Source organism: Streptomyces sp. CS113 (genome assembly GCF_002188365.1).
GTDB classification, from domain to species: Bacteria; Actinomycetota; Actinomycetes; order Streptomycetales; family Streptomycetaceae; genus Streptomyces; species Streptomyces tendae.
Genome location: NZ_KZ195574.1, coordinates 7,695,950 through 7,715,496, shown reverse-complemented (window position 1 = coordinate 7,715,496; position 19,547 = coordinate 7,695,950). Strand labels below are relative to the sequence as shown.

At 71.1% G+C, this 19,547-nt stretch carries 13 protein-coding genes and 1 pseudogene; 5 read left to right on the top strand and 9 right to left on the bottom strand.

The genetic code is table 11. From position 1 onward, the window contains the following. Positions 1–69 precede the first annotated feature (69 nt). The 3 genes from B9W62_RS34795 to B9W62_RS34785 all read right to left on the bottom strand — a co-directional run bounded on the left by B9W62_RS34795 (position 70) and on the right by B9W62_RS34785 (position 7,303). Positions 70–2,835: an ATP-binding protein gene (locus B9W62_RS34795; RefSeq protein WP_087810889.1), complete on the bottom strand. Its 2,766-nt coding sequence runs from the start codon at positions 2,833–2,835 to the stop codon at positions 70–72. 368 nt (positions 2,836–3,203) lie between these two features. Then, the gene (locus tag B9W62_RS34790; protein ID WP_087810888.1) at positions 3,204–5,975 is read right to left on the bottom strand and encodes an AAA family ATPase; all 2,772 of its coding nucleotides are present in this window, start codon (positions 5,973–5,975) and stop codon (positions 3,204–3,206) included. A 617-nt stretch (positions 5,976–6,592) separates the two neighbouring features. Then, entirely contained in the window at positions 6,593–7,303 is a 711-nt protein-coding gene (locus B9W62_RS34785) for an RraA family protein (RefSeq protein WP_087810887.1), read from the bottom strand. 437 nt (positions 7,304–7,740) lie between these two features. Here B9W62_RS34785 and gndA point away from each other — a divergent pair, with 437 nt between their 5' ends. Both gndA and B9W62_RS39815 read left to right on the top strand, forming a co-directional pair. Beyond that, positions 7,741–9,183, top strand: coding sequence for an NADP-dependent phosphogluconate dehydrogenase (gndA, locus tag B9W62_RS34780; RefSeq protein WP_087810886.1), 1,443 nt, complete (start codon positions 7,741–7,743; stop codon positions 9,181–9,183). 292 nt (positions 9,184–9,475) lie between these two features. After that, positions 9,476–9,712, top strand: a pseudogene (locus tag B9W62_RS39815) (IS5/IS1182 family transposase); the annotation flags it as partial. A gap of 322 nt (positions 9,713–10,034) precedes the next feature. Here B9W62_RS39815 and B9W62_RS34770 read toward each other — a convergent pair. Genes B9W62_RS34770 through B9W62_RS34745 form a run of 6 tightly spaced genes read right to left on the bottom strand, consistent with a single transcriptional unit; the run spans position 10,035 to position 16,793 of the window. Next, the gene (locus B9W62_RS34770; protein ID WP_087810885.1) at positions 10,035–11,780 is read right to left on the bottom strand and encodes a CocE/NonD family hydrolase; all 1,746 of its coding nucleotides are present in this window, start codon (positions 11,778–11,780) and stop codon (positions 10,035–10,037) included. Positions 11,781–11,797: 17 nt separating this feature from the next. Next, complete coding sequence (locus tag B9W62_RS34765; RefSeq protein WP_087810884.1) at positions 11,798–12,739, bottom strand: MBL fold metallo-hydrolase; 942 nt, start codon at positions 12,737–12,739, stop codon at positions 11,798–11,800. 20 nt (positions 12,740–12,759) lie between these two features. Then, on the bottom strand, positions 12,760–13,683 hold the full coding sequence (locus B9W62_RS34760; RefSeq protein WP_087810883.1) for an alpha/beta hydrolase: 924 nt from the start codon (positions 13,681–13,683) through the stop codon (positions 12,760–12,762). 4 nt (positions 13,684–13,687) lie between these two features. Further along, positions 13,688–14,800 (bottom strand): FAD-dependent oxidoreductase, encoded by a 1,113-nt coding sequence (locus B9W62_RS34755; protein ID WP_087810882.1) that lies wholly within the window; start codon positions 14,798–14,800, stop codon positions 13,688–13,690. Positions 14,801–14,812: 12 nt separating this feature from the next. Continuing rightward, entirely contained in the window at positions 14,813–15,769 is a 957-nt protein-coding gene (locus tag B9W62_RS34750) for a phosphotriesterase family protein (RefSeq protein WP_087810881.1), read from the bottom strand. A gap of 49 nt (positions 15,770–15,818) precedes the next feature. Further along, positions 15,819–16,793, bottom strand: a complete 975-nt coding sequence (locus B9W62_RS34745) for a phosphotriesterase family protein (RefSeq protein ID WP_087812229.1) — start codon at positions 16,791–16,793, stop codon at positions 15,819–15,821. Between the two features lie 256 nt (positions 16,794–17,049). On the opposite strand from B9W62_RS34745, the gene B9W62_RS34740 reads away from it, so the two are divergent. Genes B9W62_RS34740 through B9W62_RS34730 form a run of 3 tightly spaced genes read left to right on the top strand, consistent with a single transcriptional unit; the run spans position 17,050 to position 19,411 of the window. Continuing rightward, positions 17,050–18,222 (top strand): cytochrome P450, encoded by a 1,173-nt coding sequence (locus B9W62_RS34740; protein ID WP_087810880.1) that lies wholly within the window; start codon positions 17,050–17,052, stop codon positions 18,220–18,222. Further along, the gene (locus B9W62_RS34735; protein WP_087810879.1) at positions 18,219–18,407 is read left to right on the top strand and encodes a ferredoxin; all 189 of its coding nucleotides are present in this window, start codon (positions 18,219–18,221) and stop codon (positions 18,405–18,407) included. The genes B9W62_RS34740 and B9W62_RS34735 overlap by 4 nt, the downstream gene beginning before the upstream one ends. Beyond that, complete coding sequence (locus tag B9W62_RS34730) at positions 18,404–19,411, top strand: NAD(P)/FAD-dependent oxidoreductase (RefSeq protein ID WP_256976683.1); 1,008 nt, start codon at positions 18,404–18,406, stop codon at positions 19,409–19,411. Before B9W62_RS34735 ends, B9W62_RS34730 begins: the two co-directional genes overlap by 4 nt. The last annotated feature ends 136 nt before the right edge of the window (positions 19,412–19,547 follow it).

Genomic DNA, 19,547 nt, shown 5'->3' with positions numbered 1-19,547 from the left:
GCCGTTTCCCACGCGGGGCGCACCGCTACCGCGGTGGTGAAGTGTGCCGGGTTCACGGTTCGTTCGGCGTCACAGTTGTCGGCGCGAGGTGACGCCAAGCTTCCCGAAGATCTTGCGCAGGTGCCATTCCACGGTGCGCGGGCTGACCACCAATCGTGCGCCGATCTCGGGATTGGTCAGACCTTCCCGCACCAGCCTGACGATCTGCACCTCCTTGGGCGTCAGGTCGGTCTCGGCGCTCCCGGCGATCGTACGGACGGTCTCACCGGCAGCGGCCAGTTCGCCGGCCGCGCGTCGGGCGAAGGCCTCCATACCCATAGTGGTGAACAGCTCGTGGGCACGGCGCAGTTCCCGCCCGGCCGCGTCCGAGCGTCCTCTTGTGCGCAGCCATTCGCCGTACACGAGGTGGGCTCGGGCCGACTCTCCGCGGAGCCGGGTGCGGCCGAGGGCGTCGATCGCCCGCAGGTAGTGGCTCTCCGCCTCCCCTCCCCCGGCCAAGAGAGCGTGCGAGCGGGCTTCGATGCCCACGGCCCAGTCCGTGCCGCTCGCCCGGGTCAGCTCGGTCAGCCGGGCCAACGCGTCAGCGGCGCGTCCCGGTGCGCCGGCCCGGGCTGTCGCCTCGACGTACTCAACGAGGGACCACACCGGAATGCCCATTTCCAACTGGTCGTACTCCCGGTTCGCCAGGTCGGCCGCGTCCGCCGCCTCCTCGTACCGGCCCAGACCGTTGTAGAGCAGGGCGCGCGCCCACCTGCTGACTACCGGACCCACTCCTTCACCACGACGCTCTACTCCGTCGTCGGCTCGTCTGCTCAGTTCGAGGCACTCGCTCTCCTGGCCCTTCCAGGCCGCGACGAAAAGCGCGCCGTAGATGGGCGCGGCCGTTCCCACCGCCTCCGCCACCGTCTGCGCCTCCGCCGCCAACGCCGCGCCCTCGGAGAGTTCACCGTCGAGGACGTGCACCACACAGCGCATGGTCAACGCGAAGGGCAGCGCCGTGGCCTGTCCGGCCTCTCGCGCCAGTTCGAGATGACGAGCGGCCAGCACGGACATGGTGGCGTGATCCCACACTCCCACGGCGGTCACGCAGATCAGCCACAACCAGCGCAGTCCCTCCGCCGGGGACAGATCCGGCTCCGTGAAGGCACCCAGGGCCCGACGCAGGTGGGGCACGGCCGCCGTATGGCCGTCGAGGACGCGTACCGCCAGGCCGTCGAGCAGGAGGTCCGTCGGGCGAGGCGGCCGCGGTGCGGGGATCTCGCGGGATGCCCTGGCCGCTTCGTACTGGCCGTTGTCGCCCGCCCGGGGACCGGCGAAAATGGCGGCGTTCACCACCTCCAGGTACGTCTCCCGGGCCAGCGCGACGTCGTGATCGGCAAGCTGACCGGCAGCCTTGAGCAGAAGTCCTGGAGCCTCACTGCCCCGGTTCGTGGTGAACGCGATCCTGGCCCGCAGCAGATCGGCCTCGCCACGCCGCCGTTCGTCGACGAAGCCCGTCTCCGCCAGTGACAACAGTGTCAGTGCCCGGGCAGGGTCACCCGCCTCGTGGGTCGCACGCGCGGCCGACAGTGCCCGGGCCCCTTGGAGGGCGGAGTCCGGCGTCAGTTCCACCGCACGAGCCAGGAATGCGGCAGCAGCCGCGGACCCGCCACGCGTCTCGGCCCGCCCGGCCGAGCGTTCGAGTTCCGCCGCGATGGACTCGTCGGGCCTGGATGCGCCGTGTGCCGCGTGCCAGGCGCGGCGGTCGGGGTCGGCCGCGGGGTCCGTCACATCGGCCAGAAGGCGATGCATGCTGCGTCGCTCGGCGGGCGAGGCCGCCCAGTAGACGGCCGAGCGCACCATGGGGTGGAAAAAGCGCACCCGGTCCCCGATCGTGAGAAGCCCGACTCCCACGGCGTCCATGGCGGCCTCGGGGTCGATCCTCAGCCTCCTCGCGGCGCGCCACAGCAGAGCCGGTTCGCCCGTGGGGTCCACCGCCGCGGCGAGGAGAAACGACCGGGACTCCGCCGGCAGGCCCGCGATCCTGGTCTCGTAGGCGTGCTGGATGCGAGCTCTGACGGGCTGGACGCTCGGCAGGCCGAAGCCGCCGGCCAGCGCGGACGACGTCGACGACCGGGACAGTTCCAGCAGCGCCAGCGGATTGCCCCGCGACTCGGCGAGGATGCGTCTGAGCACGTGCTCGTCCCACGGGCCCGACAACAAGGACCGCAACAACGTGTTCGCGTCCCGCTCGGACAGTCCCTCGACCAGCAGCTCCGGAAGGCCGGCAGGTTCGGCGACGCCCGCGCGCTCGCCGTCCGGCAGCCGGGCCGCGAAGACGATCGCCACCGACTCCGCGTGGAGGCGTCGAGCCGTGAACGCCAGCGCCTGCATGGACGCGCGGTCCAGCCATTGAGCATCGTCCACCACGCACAGCAACGGGCGGTCCTGGGCCACCTCCGACAGCAGTCCGAGGACACCGAGGGCGACGAGGAAGCCGTCGGGAGCCCGTTGCGACCCCAGGCCCAGGGCACCGCCCAGCGCATCGCGCTGGACCGCCGGAAGCCGGTCAAGTCGGTCGGCCAGGGAGGCACACAGCTGGTGGAGCCCCGCGTAGGGAAGCTCCATCTCCGACTGCACGCTTGTGGCGCGGACGACGTGGAACCCCCGTGCCCTGGACACCAGGTACTCGAGCAGCCTGCTCTTCCCCACTCCCGGCTCGCCCCGGAGCACCAGCGCACGGCTGTCACCGCCGCGCACGGCCCCGATCAGCCCGTCCAGCGCAGCGCATTCACGGCGGCGGCCCAGGACCGCCTCCGCGGCCCCAGGCCGGTCGTTCGGCCGGTACTCACCCATTACGTCCCGCCTGCGGTTCGACCGGCGAAGAGAGCGGGGCGGCCTAGTCTGCTGGGACCCGGTGGACACGCGTGTACCTCCATCGTAGGCCCGGGTGACCCGCCGGACGGGACTGCCGGCCGCCGCCGTCCCGCACCTTCCGGTACCCGGTCGGCACGAGGCTGTCGGGCGCCGAGGCCGCGAGCCACTCGGGGACAATGTCAGGGCCGTGCTTCCGGCCCGGACCCACTGTCGTCCGAGAAGGGCCCCGTGCGCATCAGTCGAGCGACGGCGCGGGACGAGCGGCCCACCGGGGGCGCCGACCGCCTCGACGCGCCGATCCCCGGAACATGCGCCGACCGGTGACGTCCTGAGCGGAGGAGATTAGGTCAGTCGACTGCTTCGGCGACGGCATCGCCGCTTGACCCGGGGGAGCCGGCTGCGCCGGGTGCGGTTCCTGCTCGCAGTGTCGCCAGCGCTGACGTCAGCGCACGACGGCTGGTGATCCCGAGGCGCGGGTAGATGCGGTACAGGTGAGCCCCGACGGTGCGGTGCGAGATGAACAAGCGCTGTCCGATCTCCCGGTTGCTCAGTCCTTGTGCGGCCATCACCGCGATCTGCATTTCCTGTGCCGACAGGAGGCTACCGCTGCCGGCGGGCCGGGGCCCGCCGGTTTCGCCTGCGGCACGCAGCTGCTCGCCCGCCATCTCCAGCCAGGGCCGGGCGCCGATCCGCTCGAACTCGTCCCGGGCCAGGCGCAGAGGCTTGCGGGCCTCCACACTGCGCCGCCGACGGCGCAACCAGCGTCCGTGATGGAGTTGCAGCCTGGCCCTCGTGAGCGTCCAACCGCTGGGCAGCGCGCCGAGCGTGGCGATGTAGTTCTCCTCGGCGGTCTCGTCCGGGCTGAGTACGGCGGCGACGTAGGACCGCGCGACCGTCATCATCTCCGAGGGCAGCTCGCGGGCGAGTTCCGGCAGCTCGGCGAGCAATCCCCGGGCCTGTTCGACGGTGTCGGCGGCAACAGCGGCGTCCGCCAGGTCCGGGACCAGCAACCAGCGGCAGACCGAGTGGTAGTGCGGGTCACCCGGTACGAATGCGGCCGCCAGGGTGTCGTAAGCCTCGGTGACGCGGCCGTCGAAGAGCGCCAGCAGACCGTCAACCTGCTGAGCCCTCGCGGCGGCGAACGGCATGCTGGGGAAGAGGCGGTGGGCGCGCATCTCCCGGATCGTCCGTGCGGACTCCTCGGTCTCACCGCGCAGGGCTGCCACCAGACCGACGTTGGCCTTGAGACTGAGCCACATGATCCATTCGCCCGTCTCCTCGGCCAGCGCGAGCCCTTCGGCCGATTCCTCGCGCGCCTGGTTGAGCTGACCGAGATAGGACCTCGAATAACTGGCGGCCAGGGAGCGCGCGAGCAGTCCGAGCCGGCCCTGCGAACGCCAGGCCGCCACCGCGGGCGACAGGTATCCGACGGCGCGGGTGACATCGCCCAGGCCCATGGCCCCGCTCCCGAGAAAGTGCATGCTCCGGCCGTCCTGGTGGTCCGGCTCCAGGGCATCGAGCCGCGCCAGCACCTGCGCTCCGTACCGGTAAGGCTGCGCGTAGGCCCGAACCGTCAGCACATGCGGGGCGTTGGGCTCGGAGTTCCAGCGGTCGAGCTCGGTCGTGACGCGAGCCCGTACCCGCGCGTCGCCGTCCTGGAAGAAGCACCGCGCCGCCGCGCGCCACAACAGGTCCTTGGCCACCTCCTGGGCTCCGGCGTCAAAGGCACCTGCGGCGGCCTTGACCATATCCTCGATGCGTCGTTCGGGAGCACCCGGCTCGAACGCGGCACTGTCGGTGACCACCATGAGGCGGGCACGCTCCACCGGCCCCAGCGCTTCCATGTCCGCACGGTCCAGGAGCAGGCGGGTCGTGATGCGGTCGTTGATCTCGTCGGCCAGCTCCGCCGCTCGAATCATGATGCCGGTCCGTCGGTGCGGATCGCGCACAAGCTCGGCCGCTTGACGCAGGGCCGGCACCGCGGCCGCCAGCTTTCCCCGGGCCTGAAGGGTGTCGGCGGAACGCTCCAGCCGGTCGGCGAGCGCATCGTCCGGCCCGACGGCCCCGGCCGCCTGGTGGACGAGCTGCCGGTCCGGCGCGTCGTCCAGTGCTGCGGCGAGGGCGCTGTGCGCCCTGAGACGGTCGGCTAGTGGCGACCGCGTGTAGACCGCCGAACGCATCAGGGGATGCCGGAATACAGGAGTACGCCCGTTCAACACCAGTAGTCCGGCGTCGATCGCTTCCTGGAGCGCGTGCAGGGAGACCGGCGAGCCGCACAGGTCGCCGGAGACGTTCAGAACGGTGTTCAGCGGGGCCGTCGGCTCGCTGGCCAGCGTCAGCAGCAGTGCCCGGCACTCCTTGCTCGCCGAGTCGGTGCGTGACGCGAACGCGGCCTCCAACCGCTGGGTCAGGGGCAGATCACCGGTCTGCCCCGGACTGCTCCGCACGGCCTTGGGCAGCTCCACGAGAGCAAGCGGGTTTCCCACCGCGCGGTCCAGGACGAGCGCGCGCAGGGGGGCCGGAAGGTCTGGCGCCTGCGCGTCCAGCAACTCGGCGGCGGCATCGGGGCCGAGCGGATCCAGCCGCATGTCGGGACGGACACCCATGCTGTGCTCCTCGGCGGAGTCGACACGGGCGGCGGCGAGGAGCAGGATCGGCAGATCGCCCATACGCCGAGCGACGAACCGGAGCACGTCCCGGCTGGAGGGGTCGACCCACTGCAGGTCGTCGACGAGCAGCAGGAGAGGCTGCCGGTCGGCCGCGTCGGCCAGCACCTCCAGCACGGCGAGTCCGGCGCGGTGGATGGGCGGATCAGCCTCCGTGGCGCCGAAAACGCCGTTCAGTGCCCGCCGGTGCACGTCCGGCAGGTCCCGGATGCCGCGAGAGGCACCCTGGAGCAACAGTTGCAGTGCGGCGTAGGGAAACCACTGCTCGGTCTCGACCCCGGAGGTGCGAAGCACCCGGAAATCACGGCGGGCGGCTTCGTCATCGAGAGCCCGCAACAGGGTCGACTTGCCGACACCCGCGGGACCGTAGGCGAGCAGCGCGGTGCCCTGCCCGTCCCCCGCGCTACTCAGGAGCGCGCGGAGGATGCGCATCTCCTCGTCCCGGCCGATCATCGCTTGCGTTCCCGCGCCGGCCCTCGTACCGGCAACGCGGGCTTTGACCCGGCCGGGCGTTCCCAGTCGATCACGTTGTCCCCCCATAGCACCACATCTCGCGGTACGTGCAAGGGCGTCGTGACTTCGGCGGCCCTTAGCACTCATCCTGTCACGACAACATCAGTCGAGTGACTCTCAGATGACTCGCCAGGCAGTTGAACCTTGCGACATACCGCCCCAAAGACAGAGCCGCAGGGGGTTTCCGCCGTCGAGCGGCCGGCCTCGCCCGGCCGATCGCCGACGCGCAGGTGGAAGGATGCAGTGCCCGCAGGACGAGGGTGCGGGGACGAGACGCCAGGCGCCTCAAGGTCATGCCCTCGTGAGAGAAGACGTCACCGTCGAAAGACCTGGACGCGCTCGGACAGCAGCGTTCTGCGTGGCGGTGGGCGATGTCGTGCCGGCGGAGGCCCGGTTCCGCGCTCGCAGGCCGGGACCGCACCTCCCGCTGGGCGGTTCCGACCCACGAACTCCACGCCGACGCGTATGAGCCGTCACGACACGTGCAGGCGTCGCACGGCTTCGCGGGCTGCCATAGCCGCTACGACCGGACAGCGGCGTCGATACGGGGCGGACGGTCAGAGCGCCCGCGCTGTACGAGGCAGGGCTTCCTCCCGGATCTGCCGAAGGAACCGGGCGTCCTCGGCATCGACCTCGCGTGCCGTCTCGAGCACGAGCTGCCAGCTGTCGGCCGGCACCACCACGGCACCGGCGGCATCACAGAACACGTAGTCCCCGGGGGTGATGCACACCCCGGCGAACTCCACGGTGGTGTTCGCGGCATACGGCATCACCGTGTCACCGCCCCAGCGGGTGGACTCCCCCCGGCACCAGGTGGCGAAGTCGTATCCGCGCAGCTGCCGGAAGTCCCGAAGCCGACCGTCTGCCAGCACTCCGGCAAGACGGTGGTTGGCAACCCGGGACAGTTTCGTGCCGCCTCCATGAGACACCTGCGGGTGGCCACCGCTGGAGAGCACCAGCACCCTTCCGGACGGGTCGTCGCCGACCGCCTCGTAGAAGAGGTCGGCGAAGGTCTTCGACGCCTCTTCCACGTCGTCGCGCCAGGGCATGAAGGACACGGTTACGGCCCGCCCGAACAGAACCCGCTCCGGACATGGGCTGACCAGCGGCAGTACATGGGCTCGGTGGCGATGGACGCGGCCCATGGCGTCCACCAGGGCGGCACTGCCGAGAGCCGCCAACTCCGCCACGAGGGCGCCTTCGCGGGAGCCGGCGGGCCCCGTGGCGCCCGCCGTCGGCCGGCCGATGGGGTGTGTGTCGTGGGACATTCTTCCTCCTGGGCCGTGGGCGCGACGGTACGCAGAAGGTGACAGGGCGGGCGACGGATGTGTGACAGGGGCACCCCCGGCGAGCATCGTCTGCCGGCCCACGGGGACCGTAACGGTCGGCAGGGCGCGAGGTGGTGGCGCCCGTGACGTGGCCCGAACCTGCGTCTCCCGGCGCCTCTGGGCTGCCCGGCCACGAGGAGGCGCCCCCCGGCAGGAAGCGTTGGATCCCGCGAGTTGTGAGTTGGCGACCCTGATAGCATGTTCGATGTACTACGAACATCGAACATTGAACATCCGGGGGGGGGAAGATCCCACCACAGCCGGTTTCACGCTCCGACACCTCTGCTTCCGCCTCCCGACCCAGGAGGCGGCGAGGCTCATCGGAGCGGTCACCCAGGGTCTCCCCCTTCATCGACGACCCAAGGACCAACGCCACCATGCAGCCAACCGCACACATCGGTGTGACCGGACTCGGCGTGATGGGCCGCAACCTGGCCCGCAACTTCGCGCGCCACGGATACACCGTGGCCCTCCACAACCGCACCGCGCTCCGAACCCAGGCACTCGTCGACGACTTCGGTCACGAGGGGACCTTCGTCCCGGCTTCAACGCCGGAGGAGTTCGTCGCGGCGCTCGAGCGTCCCCGCCGACTGATGATCATGGTCCAGGCCGGCGCGGCCACCGACGCCGTGATCGAGGAATTCGCCCCGCTCCTGGAGCCGGGAGACATGATCATCGACGGGGGCAACGCCCACTTCACCGACACCCGCCGCCGCGAGGCGAGCCTGCGGGAACGCGGTGTCCACTTCGTGGGCGCCGGCATCTCCGGCGGCGAGGAGGGGGCTCTCAACGGCCCCTCGATCATGGTGGGCGGCTCCGCGGAAGCCTATGCCGTCGTCGGTCCGATGCTGGAAGACATCAGCGCCAAGGTCGATGGCGAGGCGTGCTGCGCCCATCTAGGCACCGACGGCGCCGGACACTTCGTGAAGATGGTGCACAACGGCATCGAGTACGCCGACATGCAGTTGTTGACCGAGGCCTACGACCTCCTCCGCCAGGCCGCGGACTACAGCCCGCACGAGATCGCGGACATCTTCCGGACATGGAACCGCGGCCGCCTCGAATCCTATCTGGTGGAGATCACCGCGGAGGTCCTCGCGCACACCGACGCACGCACCGGCGGCCCGTTCGTGGATGTGGTGGTGGACAAGGCGGGCCAGAAGGGCACCGGCCGTTGGACCGTGCAGACGGCGCTGGATCTGGCGGCGCCGGTCACCGCGATCGCACAGGCCACCTTCTCCCGCGCTGCGTCCGGGCGGCAGCCCCTGCGCGAGGCCTACCGTGGTCTGCCCGGCGGGATCAGGGTGCCGCTGAGCCGTACCGAGGCCGCCCAGTTCGCCCGCAACGTCGAGAGCGCCCTGTACGCGTCGAAAGTCATCGCCTACGACCAGGGCTGGACAATGATCCAGAGCGCGGCGGCCGAGTACGGTTGGGACATCGACCTCTCCACGGTCGCCCGGATCTGGCGGGACGGCTGCATCATCCGAGCGGCGTTCCTCGACCGGGTCCGCTCCGCCTACGCGGCAGACCCGGGCATGAGCAGCCTGCTCGTGCAGAAGGACTTCGCCGAGGAGATCGCCCAGACACAGGTGCCCTGGCGGGAGACGATCGTCGCCGCCACTCGCCGCGGCGTCCCCGCCCCAGCCTTCACGGCGGCGCTGGCCGCGTACGACACCCTGCGTGCCGAGCGTCTGCCCACGGCTCTCATCCAGGGCCAGCGGGACTTCTTCGGCGCGCACGCCTATGAGCGCGCCGACGGCCCCGGCACCTTCCACACCCACTGGGGAGAACCTGGCCGTCCGGAGACCCGGGCCGGGTAGCCCCTGCGGAAGGCAGCCCGGTCTCACCGCCGGATGGACGGGGCCGGACCACGCCACGCCCGGGGAACCCGCCAAGTTCCGGCAGGAGCACGCATCGTGCTGCGGGACCGATCGGTCACTCGCCAGAAAGGACGGAGGCCCATGCCGTAGTTCGTCAGAGCAGCCGTTCGGTGGCGTTTCGATCCCGAGACGGGTTCCCCACACTGGCTGAGCCGAGCCGCGGGACTCGGCTTCTACCCGCGCCAAGACGTCCGGGGCAGCACATCACTCCGGCCGACGGAGAACCGCCCGCATTGCCGGGGAAGGCAGGTGCCGCCCACTCGGGTTTGTCATCACGCCCGGCCAGTGGAGGGAGCACCACAGAGGATTCCCGTCCTGGAAGAGATCCTCGTGCCCCGGCAGGCTGGTGGACGACCGCGCGCTCGGCCCGACCATGTCGGAGGCGATAAGGCCTATTCGTCACGCCGCAACCGGCGTCACCTGCGCAGACGCCAGATCAAGCACACGATCCCCGAACCGAGAGGGCAGACCCAGACCCACCACTTCCGGGTCCTGCGCGAGGCAGGTCTCATTGACGAGATCGACTACGGCAACCGCAAGGGCGTCCGGCTACGACGCGCGGACGTCGAGCAGAGATTCCCCGGACTCCTCGCGCTCCCGGAAGCACGGCCCCCGGCCGATACCGCTCCTCGCTGAGCACCGGCGGGGTCCGGGTGTAGAGAAGCTCCTGGTAGACGGGTGCGTGTCGAGTTCGTCCCTTGTCCCGGATCCGGCGCGCGGAACGACAGCGGCGCCACTACGGCCGGTGTCGCGCCCCTGGGCCCCACCAGCCGTCTCCCCCACCGCCCCTCCTACCGTCTCGCGTCCCTTGCCGCCGCCGTCGTCGTCGTGAACGGCAGCACCAGGCGTGAGGGGTGTGCCGCGTCCCGATAGATCTTGTGGGTGACGGGCCGGCCCACCGGCAGGTGAAAGGCGTCCGGCGGCAGCAGCGCGTTGTGCTCGTCGGCCAGCGGCTCGTCGTTGGACAGCTCCGCGACCAGCCGGTGCCCCGGCAGGAAGGTCGCCGCGAAGGGGTAGATCCGCAGCACGTACTCCTCGATCCTCCCCGGTTCGACCGGCACCGCGCGGGTGTGCGGGTGGTGCGGGTCGCCCTCGGTGCTGCGTTCCTCGTCGAGCTCGCGGTGCGACGCCTTGAGGTAGGCGGTGGTGACGAGCTGCCGTTTGCCGCCCGGCCCCTCGTCCCACACGCGCAGGATGAAGTTGGTGTCGGGCTGGTCGATCTCGGCGAAGAGGTGTGCCGCGCCCTGCCCGATCATCTCGGTGGGCTCGGTGAAGGGGGCGGTGGCCCAGCTGAGGATCTCCACCTTGTCGGTGACCGTCAGGGGCGCCTGGTAGAAGCCGTCGGGAGCCGCGTGTTCGGCGCCCATCAGCTCGGGTTCGAAGGAGAGCTTGCGGCGCGGACGGAAGTACAGCGATCGGAACTCGACATCCCTCGGAGGCCACTGCGCGCCGGTGGCTTCCTCGCGAGACCCCTCGACGTGGACGGTGACCGGGGGCTCGTCCATGACGCCGTTGTCGATGCCCTTGAGCCAGTACTCGTACCAGCGGAACATCTTGTCGTGCTCCTCGACGAAGGGGCGCGACTGCATGGGCGGGTAGGGGCCGATGTCGAGCTTCTTCGGGCCCTTCAGCGCCTTGTACAGCTCGATGGTGCCGTCCATGGTCCAGCCGCGTCCCTGGTCGATCTGGAGCCAGACCGGGATGTCGATGTCCGGCGCGAGGGTGATCGGGTTGCGCTCCTCGTACCAGTCGCCGTCGACCTCGTTCATGACGATGTCGAACCAGGCCTCGTGGTTCTTCGGGTAGTTGAGCACATGGACGAGGTTGGGCCAGGCGGCCACGTCCGGGTCCTTCAGCCGCTCGGCGACCCGCCTCCTGATCTCGTCGGGCGAATACGTCTCCAGCATGCGGGACTTGACTCCGTCGGTGAAGGCCCAGCCGGAGTCGCCGCCGCGGCCCTCGCGGGCGGCGCGCGGCATGAACCACATGACGCCGCCGTGGTACGTCGTCTCGTAGAAGTCGTAGTGACCGCCGCTGACGAAAATAGCCTTCAGGCTCGGCGGGCGCTCGGCCGCGGCCAGCACCTGCATCGAGCCGAAGTAGGAGATGCCGATCATGCCGACGTTGCCGTCGCACCAGGGCTGGGCCGCGACCCACTCGATGAAGTCGTAGGCGTCCTGGCCGAGGGAGACACCGCCGGCGTTGTAGTTGCCGATGTGCTCGCCCTCGGAAGCCCCGGAACCGCGCAGGTCACCGATGACGTGGACGTAGCCCTCCTTGACGACGCGCGCGATGTCGCCGGCCTCGATGCAGCCGTCCCACATCGGGCTGGGCCGGCGCTGCGGCGGGGTGGTCAGCGCGAGGGCCTGGAGTTCCTTGCCGTAGGGGCTCAGGGCGACGAGCGCGGGCCGGGGGGTGTCGTCGACGCCGCTGTAGGTGTCGGCCGCGAGGGTGATGCCGTCGCGCATCGGGGCTCGGAGGTCCTTGCGGACGGCGATGCTCTGTTCGCCCGCGCGGATCGTCTGGGGGTCGGTCATGAGGGGGTGCTCCTGAGTCACAGGTTCTGGTTGCGCAGGCGGTAGCCGTGCATCGAGGTGAAGAACGGCGACGGCTCCAGCGCGGGGTCGCCGGAATAGTCGAGTTCCTCGGCCGCGGAGGCGAACGGGGAGTACGGGGAGTCCGTCTGCCGCAGACCCGCGGCCAGGCATCCGCAGGCGGCCGAGGCGACCCGCGCCTCGATGTCCAGACTCTGGGTGATGGCCTCCCGGGCCTGCGCCTCGTCGAGTTCGACTCCGTACGGGGTGCCGTCGGCGCGACGGTAGGGGTGCCCCAGGTAGAGGTGGCGTGGGCGGATCTCGTCGCGCAGGTACGCGAGGCCGGCGCGGTAGGCGTCCGGGTCCGTGTAGCCGGGGAAGCCGTTGGCGGCTCCGTGGACCTGGACGGCGTCACCGGTGAAGACGGAGCGCTGTCCGTCCACGACGTACGCGACCGAGCCCGGGGTGTGACCGGGGACGGCGTGCACGGACACGGTGACGTCTCCGCCGAGGGAGAGCGTCTCGCCGCCCCTGACCAGCAGGGAAGGTTCCATCTCGCCGGAGATGACGGCGTTCGCGGCGGCCGTCACCTCGGCCGCGCCGTCGGGGTCGGCCAGGTACCGGCCCCGGCCGGCGAGGTACTCCTCGACATGGGCGCGGCGCGAGCGGAGCAGCGGTGCGTCGGCCTCGTGGATCACGACCTTGGCGCGGCGTCCGGTGAGCTCCCACAGGGCGTGGGCGCCGCCGACGTGGTCGATGTGGCCGTGGGTCAGCAGGATCCACCGCACGTCCTCGATGCGGTGTCCGATCGCCTCCAGTGCGGGGGCCATGCCCTCGGCCGGCGAAGAGGCGATCCCGGTGTCGACGATCGCCGGTTCGGGCGCGTCGATGAAGAAGCTGTACAGCCCGAACCGGCCCCACGGTGAGACCAGGGGGTGGACGGCGACCGGGTCGTGCGTCATGGTCTTCCCTCCCTGCGGGTTCAGCGCCGGCCGAGGAAGGCGGCGGTCTCCTCGAAGACCCGGTGGTACTCCGGGATCCACGAGAAGTGCTGGACGAAACCGTGGCCCGCGCCCTCGTACCGGCTGACCGTCGCCGGCACGCCGGCGTCGCGCAGCCGCTCCCCGTAGCGTTCGCCCTCGTCGCGCATCGGGTCGTGCTCGGCGGTCACGACCAGGGCCGGCGGCAGGCCGGTGAGGTCGGCCCGCTTGACCGGCGACACGAGCGGGTCGGCGGGGTCGGCGCCGCTGCCGAGGTAGAACGCGTTGAACGGCTTCAGGCCCGCGGTCTCCAGGCCGTAGCCCACGGCGTTCTCCCGCAGCGACGGGTAGCGGTCGACGTCGAAGTCCAGGTCGAGCGAGGGGTAGTACAGGATCTGGTGGGTGATCCGGTCGAAGCCGTCGTCGTGGGCCCGGGCGGCGACGGCCGCGGCGAAGGTGCCGCCGGAGCTGTCGCCGGCGACGGCCAGGGTCGCGCCGTCCCAGTCCAGCCCGTTGCCGTCCTGCGCGGCCCAGCGTACGACCGCGTAGCAGTCGTCGAGGCCGGCCGGGAAAGCCGCCTCCGGTGCCAGGCGGTAGCCGACGGAGACGACCTTGAGGCCGGTCTCCTCGGCCAGCGAGCGGGCGATGTGGTCGTGGGTGTTCAGGCTGCCGAGGAAGAAGGCGCCGCCGTGGAAGTACACGAGGACGCCGTGGCGCTCGGCCTCGGCGGGGGTGTAGATCCGGACCGGTACCTCGCCGATGGCCGTCGCGGCCGTCACGTCCTCGACGGCGGGCAGCGGCAGGCGCTCGTGCGGCGGTGCCACCTGGGCCTCGTCGGCGGCACGCAGGGCGGCCGGGTCCAGCGGGCCCTCGGGCGGGGCCGGCAGGGTCGCGAGGAACTTGGCGATCTCGGGGTGCAGTGTCACGGGGTCACTCCTGTCCCGCGGCGGCGGGCTTCTGGCCGGGGAAGACGTCGTCGATCTCTTCCACGGTCCACCCCTGGCGCGAGATGCGCTGCAACTCGTCGGTCACCGGTTTGCGGATGGCCTGGAACAGGGCGAGCGCCTCCTTCGGGGAGTCGGCCTGCCGCAGGGCGTCGGCGAGCGCGCCGCCGTCCTCGATGGCCGAGTTGGCGCCCTGGCCCTGGTGGTGGAGCATCGAGTGGGCGGCGTCGCCGACGAGGACGACGGAGTCCGTGTGCCAGGTGTCGACGGGGTCGATGTCGTACACGGCGCGGATGTTCACGGTGTCCATGTCGAGGTCGCGGGTGATGGCCACCAGGCGCTCGTCGAAGCCGTCGACCGTCTTGAGCAGGTCCTCCTTGGTGACCTGCGGCGCCCAGGTGCCGTCCGGGTTCAGGGCGGTGATGTCGAAGGACACCTGGCCGCGGTGGCGCAGCGGCAGCAGGTAGATCTTGGTGCCGCGGCCGATGTACATGCGCAGGTTGTCGTCGACGACCATGCCGTGGGCGGCGTCGGCGGAGATCACCGTGCGGTAGGCGTGCTCGCCGGAGAACACCGGGGGCTTGTGGTTGAAGAGCTGGTGGCGGACGACCGACTTGATGCCGTCGGCGCCGACGACCAGGTCGGCCTCGACGGAGGTGCCGTCCGCGAAGGTGAGGACGGCGCCCTGGCCCTTGTCCTCGATGCTCTCCAGCTTGTGGCCGAGGTGCACCATGCCCTCGGGGAGCGCGCCCATGAGGGCGTCGATGAAGTCGCCGCGGTGGATGAGGTGGGTCTGGACCTGCTCGCCGTCGGCGGGCCACGCGTCCTTCATGATCGGGTCGCCGGTGGCGGTGAGGATTTCGAAGTAGTCGCTGGGGGAGGTGACTTCGGCGATCGTTTCGAGGATCCCCCACTCGCGGAAGCGGTTCATGGTGGCGGGGCGCAGACCGATGCCGGCACCGACCTCGCGGATCCGGCCGGCCTGCTCGTACACGTCCACGCGGGCGCCCAGGAGGCTGAGCGCCTTGGCGGCGGCCGCGCCGCCGTACCCCGCTCCGACGACGGCGATCTTGAGGTTCTTGATGTCCGGGAGCTGCATCGTTGGTTCTCTCTACTTCTGGAGGGTCAGGAGGGCGGCGGGATTGTCGACGAAGATCGTCTTGATCGCGGTCTCGTCGAGGCCGGCGGCGCGGAGGTCCGGGATGAGGTCCTCGAAGAGGTAGTTGACGGTGTGGCCCTTGACGCCGGGCCAGCCGAGCGGGGAGCAGTTGGCGTCGGCGGAGGCGAGGACCTGGTGGATCCGGCGGCCTCCGTCGATGAAGCGCAGGAAGTGGTCGAGGCGTTCCTTGCGGGGGCGGGCCCAGAACGGCGGGTCGGGCAGCTCGGTCTCGTAGCCGAAGGTGTCGAAGCCGATGCGGCCGCCCTGCTCGGCGATCCACACGTCGCGGGTCTTGTCGGCGTTGACGCCGTCGTCGACGTGCCCGAACAGGACGCGATCCAGGGGCAGACCCTCCTCGTCGAAGATCGCGACGGCGTTCTCGGCGTCGATGGCGAGGTGGGTGAGGATCGGCGCGCCGGTGCCGAGGGCGGCGCGGGCGGCGGCCCGGTAGATCCGCTTGTCCAGGTCGGTCATCCGGCCGCCCCGGCTCACGCCGACCTTGATGACGCCGGCGAGGCTGCCGGTGTCGGCGATGCCGACGGTGATCTCGTGGACGAACTGCCGCATCAGGTAGTCGACGTCGGCGTTCGCGAAGTGCGGCAGGGCGGTGTCGCCGCCGACGAAGCCGGTGCAGGCGACGATGTGCACGCCGGTCTTCGCGGACAGGGACTTGTAGTAGTCGACGTCACGGCCGTTGCAGATGCCGGTGGCGTCGACGAAGGTGCCGCCGCCCAGCTCGTGGAAGCGGCGCAGCTTGGGGACGGTCTCCTCGTACCGCTGCTCGGGCGTCTTCCACCACTTGGTGTCCAGCTCGGAGCCGGGCATGCCGTATCCGATGTGCTCGTGGACGGCGACGAGGCCCAGTTCCTCGGCCGGGACCGGCCCCAGGACCGTGTTCACTCTCGACACAACACTCACCTTTGAGAAAGAGACTTGATGGTCGTCGGTGCCGGTGCGCTCAGCGCACCGACAGCAGGTCCCGCGGGTTGTCCACGAGAATCCGGCGCGTGTCCTCGTCGCTGAGACCCCGGGCCTTCAGCAGCGGGACGAAGTTGGTCAGGACGTGGCTGTACGGCACGTCGGTGCCGGTGTGCCCCTTGGCGACGCCGGTGGCGCTGCTGGACAGCAGGACCCGGCCGGCGAGGCCGGCCCCGGCCAGCTCGGCGACCAGCGCGGCCCGTTCGGTGTCGGTGACGTGCTCCTCGTCCTGTGTGCCGACGTGGTCGAGGGCGACGTAGGCGCCGCGGCGGGCGATCTCCCGGGCCACGCCGGAGGCGACGGCGTCCTTGCGGTCCAGCCCGCCGACGACGACGCGGTCGGCGGGCAGCTTCTCCTCCAGGACGACGTCGAGGTCGTGCACGGCGTCGGCGCCGTGGCGGATGGAGAGGGGGACACCGGTGGCCAGCGCGGTACGGGCCGCACCCCGGAACAGGCTCTCGTCGGTCGCGGTCATGCCGGTGCGGGTGGCGGCGGTGGCCACCAGGCCCGCCGGGCCGCGGCGCTCGACGCGCGGGACGACCATGCCCTCGGTGATCTCCTTGGTGAAGAGATCGGCGAACTTCTCGGCCGGCCACGGTGTGGGCGGGTTGGTCTGCGGGGTGAGGAAGTATCCGCCGAGCATGTCCTCGGGGCCCTGCCCGGTCGAGGCGACGATGTGCACGCCCGTCGCACGGGCGAGGGCCTCGTAGAGCCGGACGTCGCGGCCGTGGAACATGCCGGTGCTGTCGACGACCGTGCCGCCGCCGTGGGTCCTGAAGTCCTTCAGCCGGGCGGCGAGGGTCTCGAAGATCTCGGCGCGGTCGATGGTGATGTCGTAGGCGTGCTCGGCGCCCGGCACCACCGACAGCAGCGCCTCGTGGACCGAGACGACGCCCAGCTCGGCGGCCGGCACCGGGCCCAGGACCGTGTTGACGGTGTTGCTCTCGACGCTCATGCGCATGCCTCACATGTCTGGTGTGGGGTGCCCGCGCACCCTGTGGCTGCCGTCACGGTAGCCATTCGCTTTACACGCCGTCAATGAAACGAACACCACGAAAAAACAATTTGCCATGGGTTGCGCGAGTACTTCGGGACCCCTTGCGCGAGTCCCGGAACGACGTACGAGACGCGTGCGACATGCACGGCGTGCATGTCGGAGCATGCCAAGCATTCACTTGTTCGATGTCGGGACTCACACTTCACTGAGGGGCATGAACACCCCGCCCGCCTCCGACGTGGACCTCTTCGCCGACGAAGTCGTCCTCGACCCGTACCCCGTCTACGCCGAGCTGAGGGAACGCGGCCCCGTCGTGCACCTGCCGCGCAACGATGTCTACGCGCTGACGCGGTACGACGCCATCCGCGGCGCCCTCGCCGACTGGGAGTCGTTCTCCTCGTCCTCGGTCGCGTTCAATCCGCTGGCCAACGAAGCGCTGGCCGGCACCTCGCTCGCGTCCGACCCGCCCGTGCACACCCAGCTGCGCGCCGCGCTCACCGAGAACCTCTCCCCACGCGCGCTGCGCGGCCTGAAGGGCTCGATCACGGCGAAGGCCGACACCCTCGTCCGCGAACTCGTCGCGAGGGGATCCTTCGAGGCCATCGACGCGCTCGCCCGCGCCTTCCCGCTGGAGGTCGTCGCCGACCTCATCGGCTTCACCGGTCAGGTGCGGGCCGACATGCTGCGCTGGGGCCAGGCCGCCATGCAGGTCCTCGGCCCGCTGAACCAGCGCACCGCCGAGAACTTCCCGATCGCCGGCGAGCTGTACGCCTGGTGCTCCCAAGTCGAGGCCGGGGACCTGGCCGAGGGCTCCGTGGGCCGCGGCATCTTCGACGCCGAGGCCCGCGGCGCCATCCCGCCGAACACGGCCGGCCACATCATCCACCAGTACCTCGGGGCCGGCGTCGACACGACCGTCGCCGCCATCGGCAACCTCGTCGCCCTCTTCGCCCGCCACCCCGAGCAGCTCGCCCTGGCCCGCGAGGACCCCTCGCTGGTGCCCGCCGCGTTCAACGAGGTGCTGCGCTTCTGGGCCCCCGTGCACGCCTGGGGCCGCCGCGTCACCAAGGACGTCACGATCGAGGGGGTCGACATCCCTGCGGGCGCGCAGGTGGCGATCCTGTTCGGCGCCGGCAACCGGGACCCGCGCCACTACGGGAACCCGGACGCGTTCCTCGTCGAGCGCAACCCGGTCGACCATCTGTCGTTCGGCTACGGCCCGCACGGCTGCGCGGGCCAGGGGCTCGCCCGGCTGGAGGCCCACGCCGTGATCGAGGCGCTGTCCCGCCGGGTCGAACGCCTCGTCGTCGGACCCGAGGTCCGCATCCCCGGCAACACCACGCGGAGCATCGAGCAGCTCCCCGTCCTGGAGCTGATCCCCGCATGAAGATGATCCTCGACCGCCCCCGCTGCGAGGGCCACGGCCTGTGCGAGGAGGCCGCCCCGCAGCTGATGCACCTCGACGACGAGGGCGAACTCGTGCTGGACCGCGAGGAGTTCGACGCGGCCGACGCCGCCCTCGCCAACGCCGCCGTGCGGGTGTGTCCCGTCGCGGCCCTGAGGATCGCATGAGCACCGCGGCCCCCGGGCGCGTGGTCGTCGTCGGCAACGGCATCGCCGGGCTCACCGCGGCCGACACCCTCCGCGAGGCCGGGTTCGACGGCGAGCTGACCGTCGTCGGCGACGAACGGCACCCCGCGTACAGCCGCCCGGCCCTGTCCAAGGCGCTGCTGCTCGACGGCGACGACCTGACCTCGCACGAGCTGCCGCCCGCCGGGCACGGGGCGACCGAACTGCTCGGGGTGCGGGCGACCGGCCTCGACCTGGACCGCCGGCTCGTCTCCCTCGACGACGGCACGGCCCTGCCGTACGACCGTCTGGTGCTGGCCACCGGGTCGCGGGCCCGGCGGCTGTCCGACCTGCCCGGCGAGCTCACCCTGCGCGGGCTCGACGACGCGCTGGCCCTGCGCGGCCGGGTGGCGACCGGACCGACGGTCGCCGTCGTGGGCGGGGGCCCGCTCGGCATGGAGATCGCCTCCGGCTGCCTGGCCTCCGGCTGCGAGGTCACTCTCGTCTCCCAGGGCACACCTCTGCGGCAGCAACTCGGCCCGTATCTCGCCGGCGTCTTCGTGCGGGCCGCGCTGGAGCGAGGACTTCGGCTGGTGGAGACCGCCGAGGCCCGGCTCGAGGACGGCGGCAGGGGTCCGCGGGTCGCGCTCGCCGAGGGCGGTGTGCTGGAGTCCGAGGTGGTGCTCACCGCCGCGGGCGACATCCCCAACACGGAGTGGCTCGCGGGCTCCGGGCTCACCGCGCGGGGCGCCGTCGAGGTCGACGCGCGCGGCCTCGTCCGGCCCGACGTGGCGGCCGTCGGCGACCTCGCGGCCTTCCCCACCGGGCGGGGTCCGCGCCGCGTCCCCCTGTGGAGCAGCGCGATCGAGCAGGCGAAGGTCGCCGCGCGGGCACTCCTGCACGGCGACGCGACCCCGCCGCTGCGGTTCCAGCCGTACTTCTGGACGGAGCAGTTCGGTCTGAGCCTGAAGGCGGTCGGCACCCTTCCCGTGGAGGACGAGCCGTAGTACGTCGACGGGGAGCCCGGTGGTGGTCCCGCACTGATGCGCTGGTCGCATGCGGACGGCACCGCGGACGTCGTCGCCCTGGACTACCGCATACCGATCCCCCGGCTGCGCCGGATGACCCGGGCGGCCGCGTAGG

Excerpts from the sequence above, each read along its gene's own strand:
- gndA (WP_087810886.1), top strand. The coding sequence starts at position 7,741 with ATGCAGCCAACCGCACACATCGGTGTGACCGGACTCGGCGTGATGGGC.
- B9W62_RS34745 (WP_087812229.1), bottom strand. The coding sequence starts at position 16,793 with ATGAGCGTCGAGAGCAACACCGTCAACACGGTCCTGGGCCCGGTGCCG.
- B9W62_RS34730 (WP_256976683.1), top strand. The coding sequence starts at position 18,404 with ATGAGCACCGCGGCCCCCGGGCGCGTGGTCGTCGTCGGCAACGGCATC.
- B9W62_RS34790 (WP_087810888.1), bottom strand. The coding sequence starts at position 5,975 with ATGATCGGCCGGGACGAGGAGATGCGCATCCTCCGCGCGCTCCTGAGT.
- B9W62_RS34795 (WP_087810889.1), bottom strand. The coding sequence starts at position 2,835 with ATGGGTGAGTACCGGCCGAACGACCGGCCTGGGGCCGCGGAGGCGGTC.
- B9W62_RS34765 (WP_087810884.1), bottom strand. The coding sequence starts at position 12,739 with ATGACGCACGACCCGGTCGCCGTCCACCCCCTGGTCTCACCGTGGGGC.
- B9W62_RS34785 (WP_087810887.1), bottom strand. The coding sequence starts at position 7,303 with ATGTCCCACGACACACACCCCATCGGCCGGCCGACGGCGGGCGCCACG.
- B9W62_RS34755 (WP_087810882.1), bottom strand. The coding sequence starts at position 14,800 with ATGCAGCTCCCGGACATCAAGAACCTCAAGATCGCCGTCGTCGGAGCG.
- B9W62_RS34735 (WP_087810879.1), top strand. The coding sequence starts at position 18,219 with ATGAAGATGATCCTCGACCGCCCCCGCTGCGAGGGCCACGGCCTGTGC.
- B9W62_RS34740 (WP_087810880.1), top strand. The coding sequence starts at position 17,050 with ATGAACACCCCGCCCGCCTCCGACGTGGACCTCTTCGCCGACGAAGTC.
- B9W62_RS34770 (WP_087810885.1), bottom strand. The coding sequence starts at position 11,780 with ATGACCGACCCCCAGACGATCCGCGCGGGCGAACAGAGCATCGCCGTC.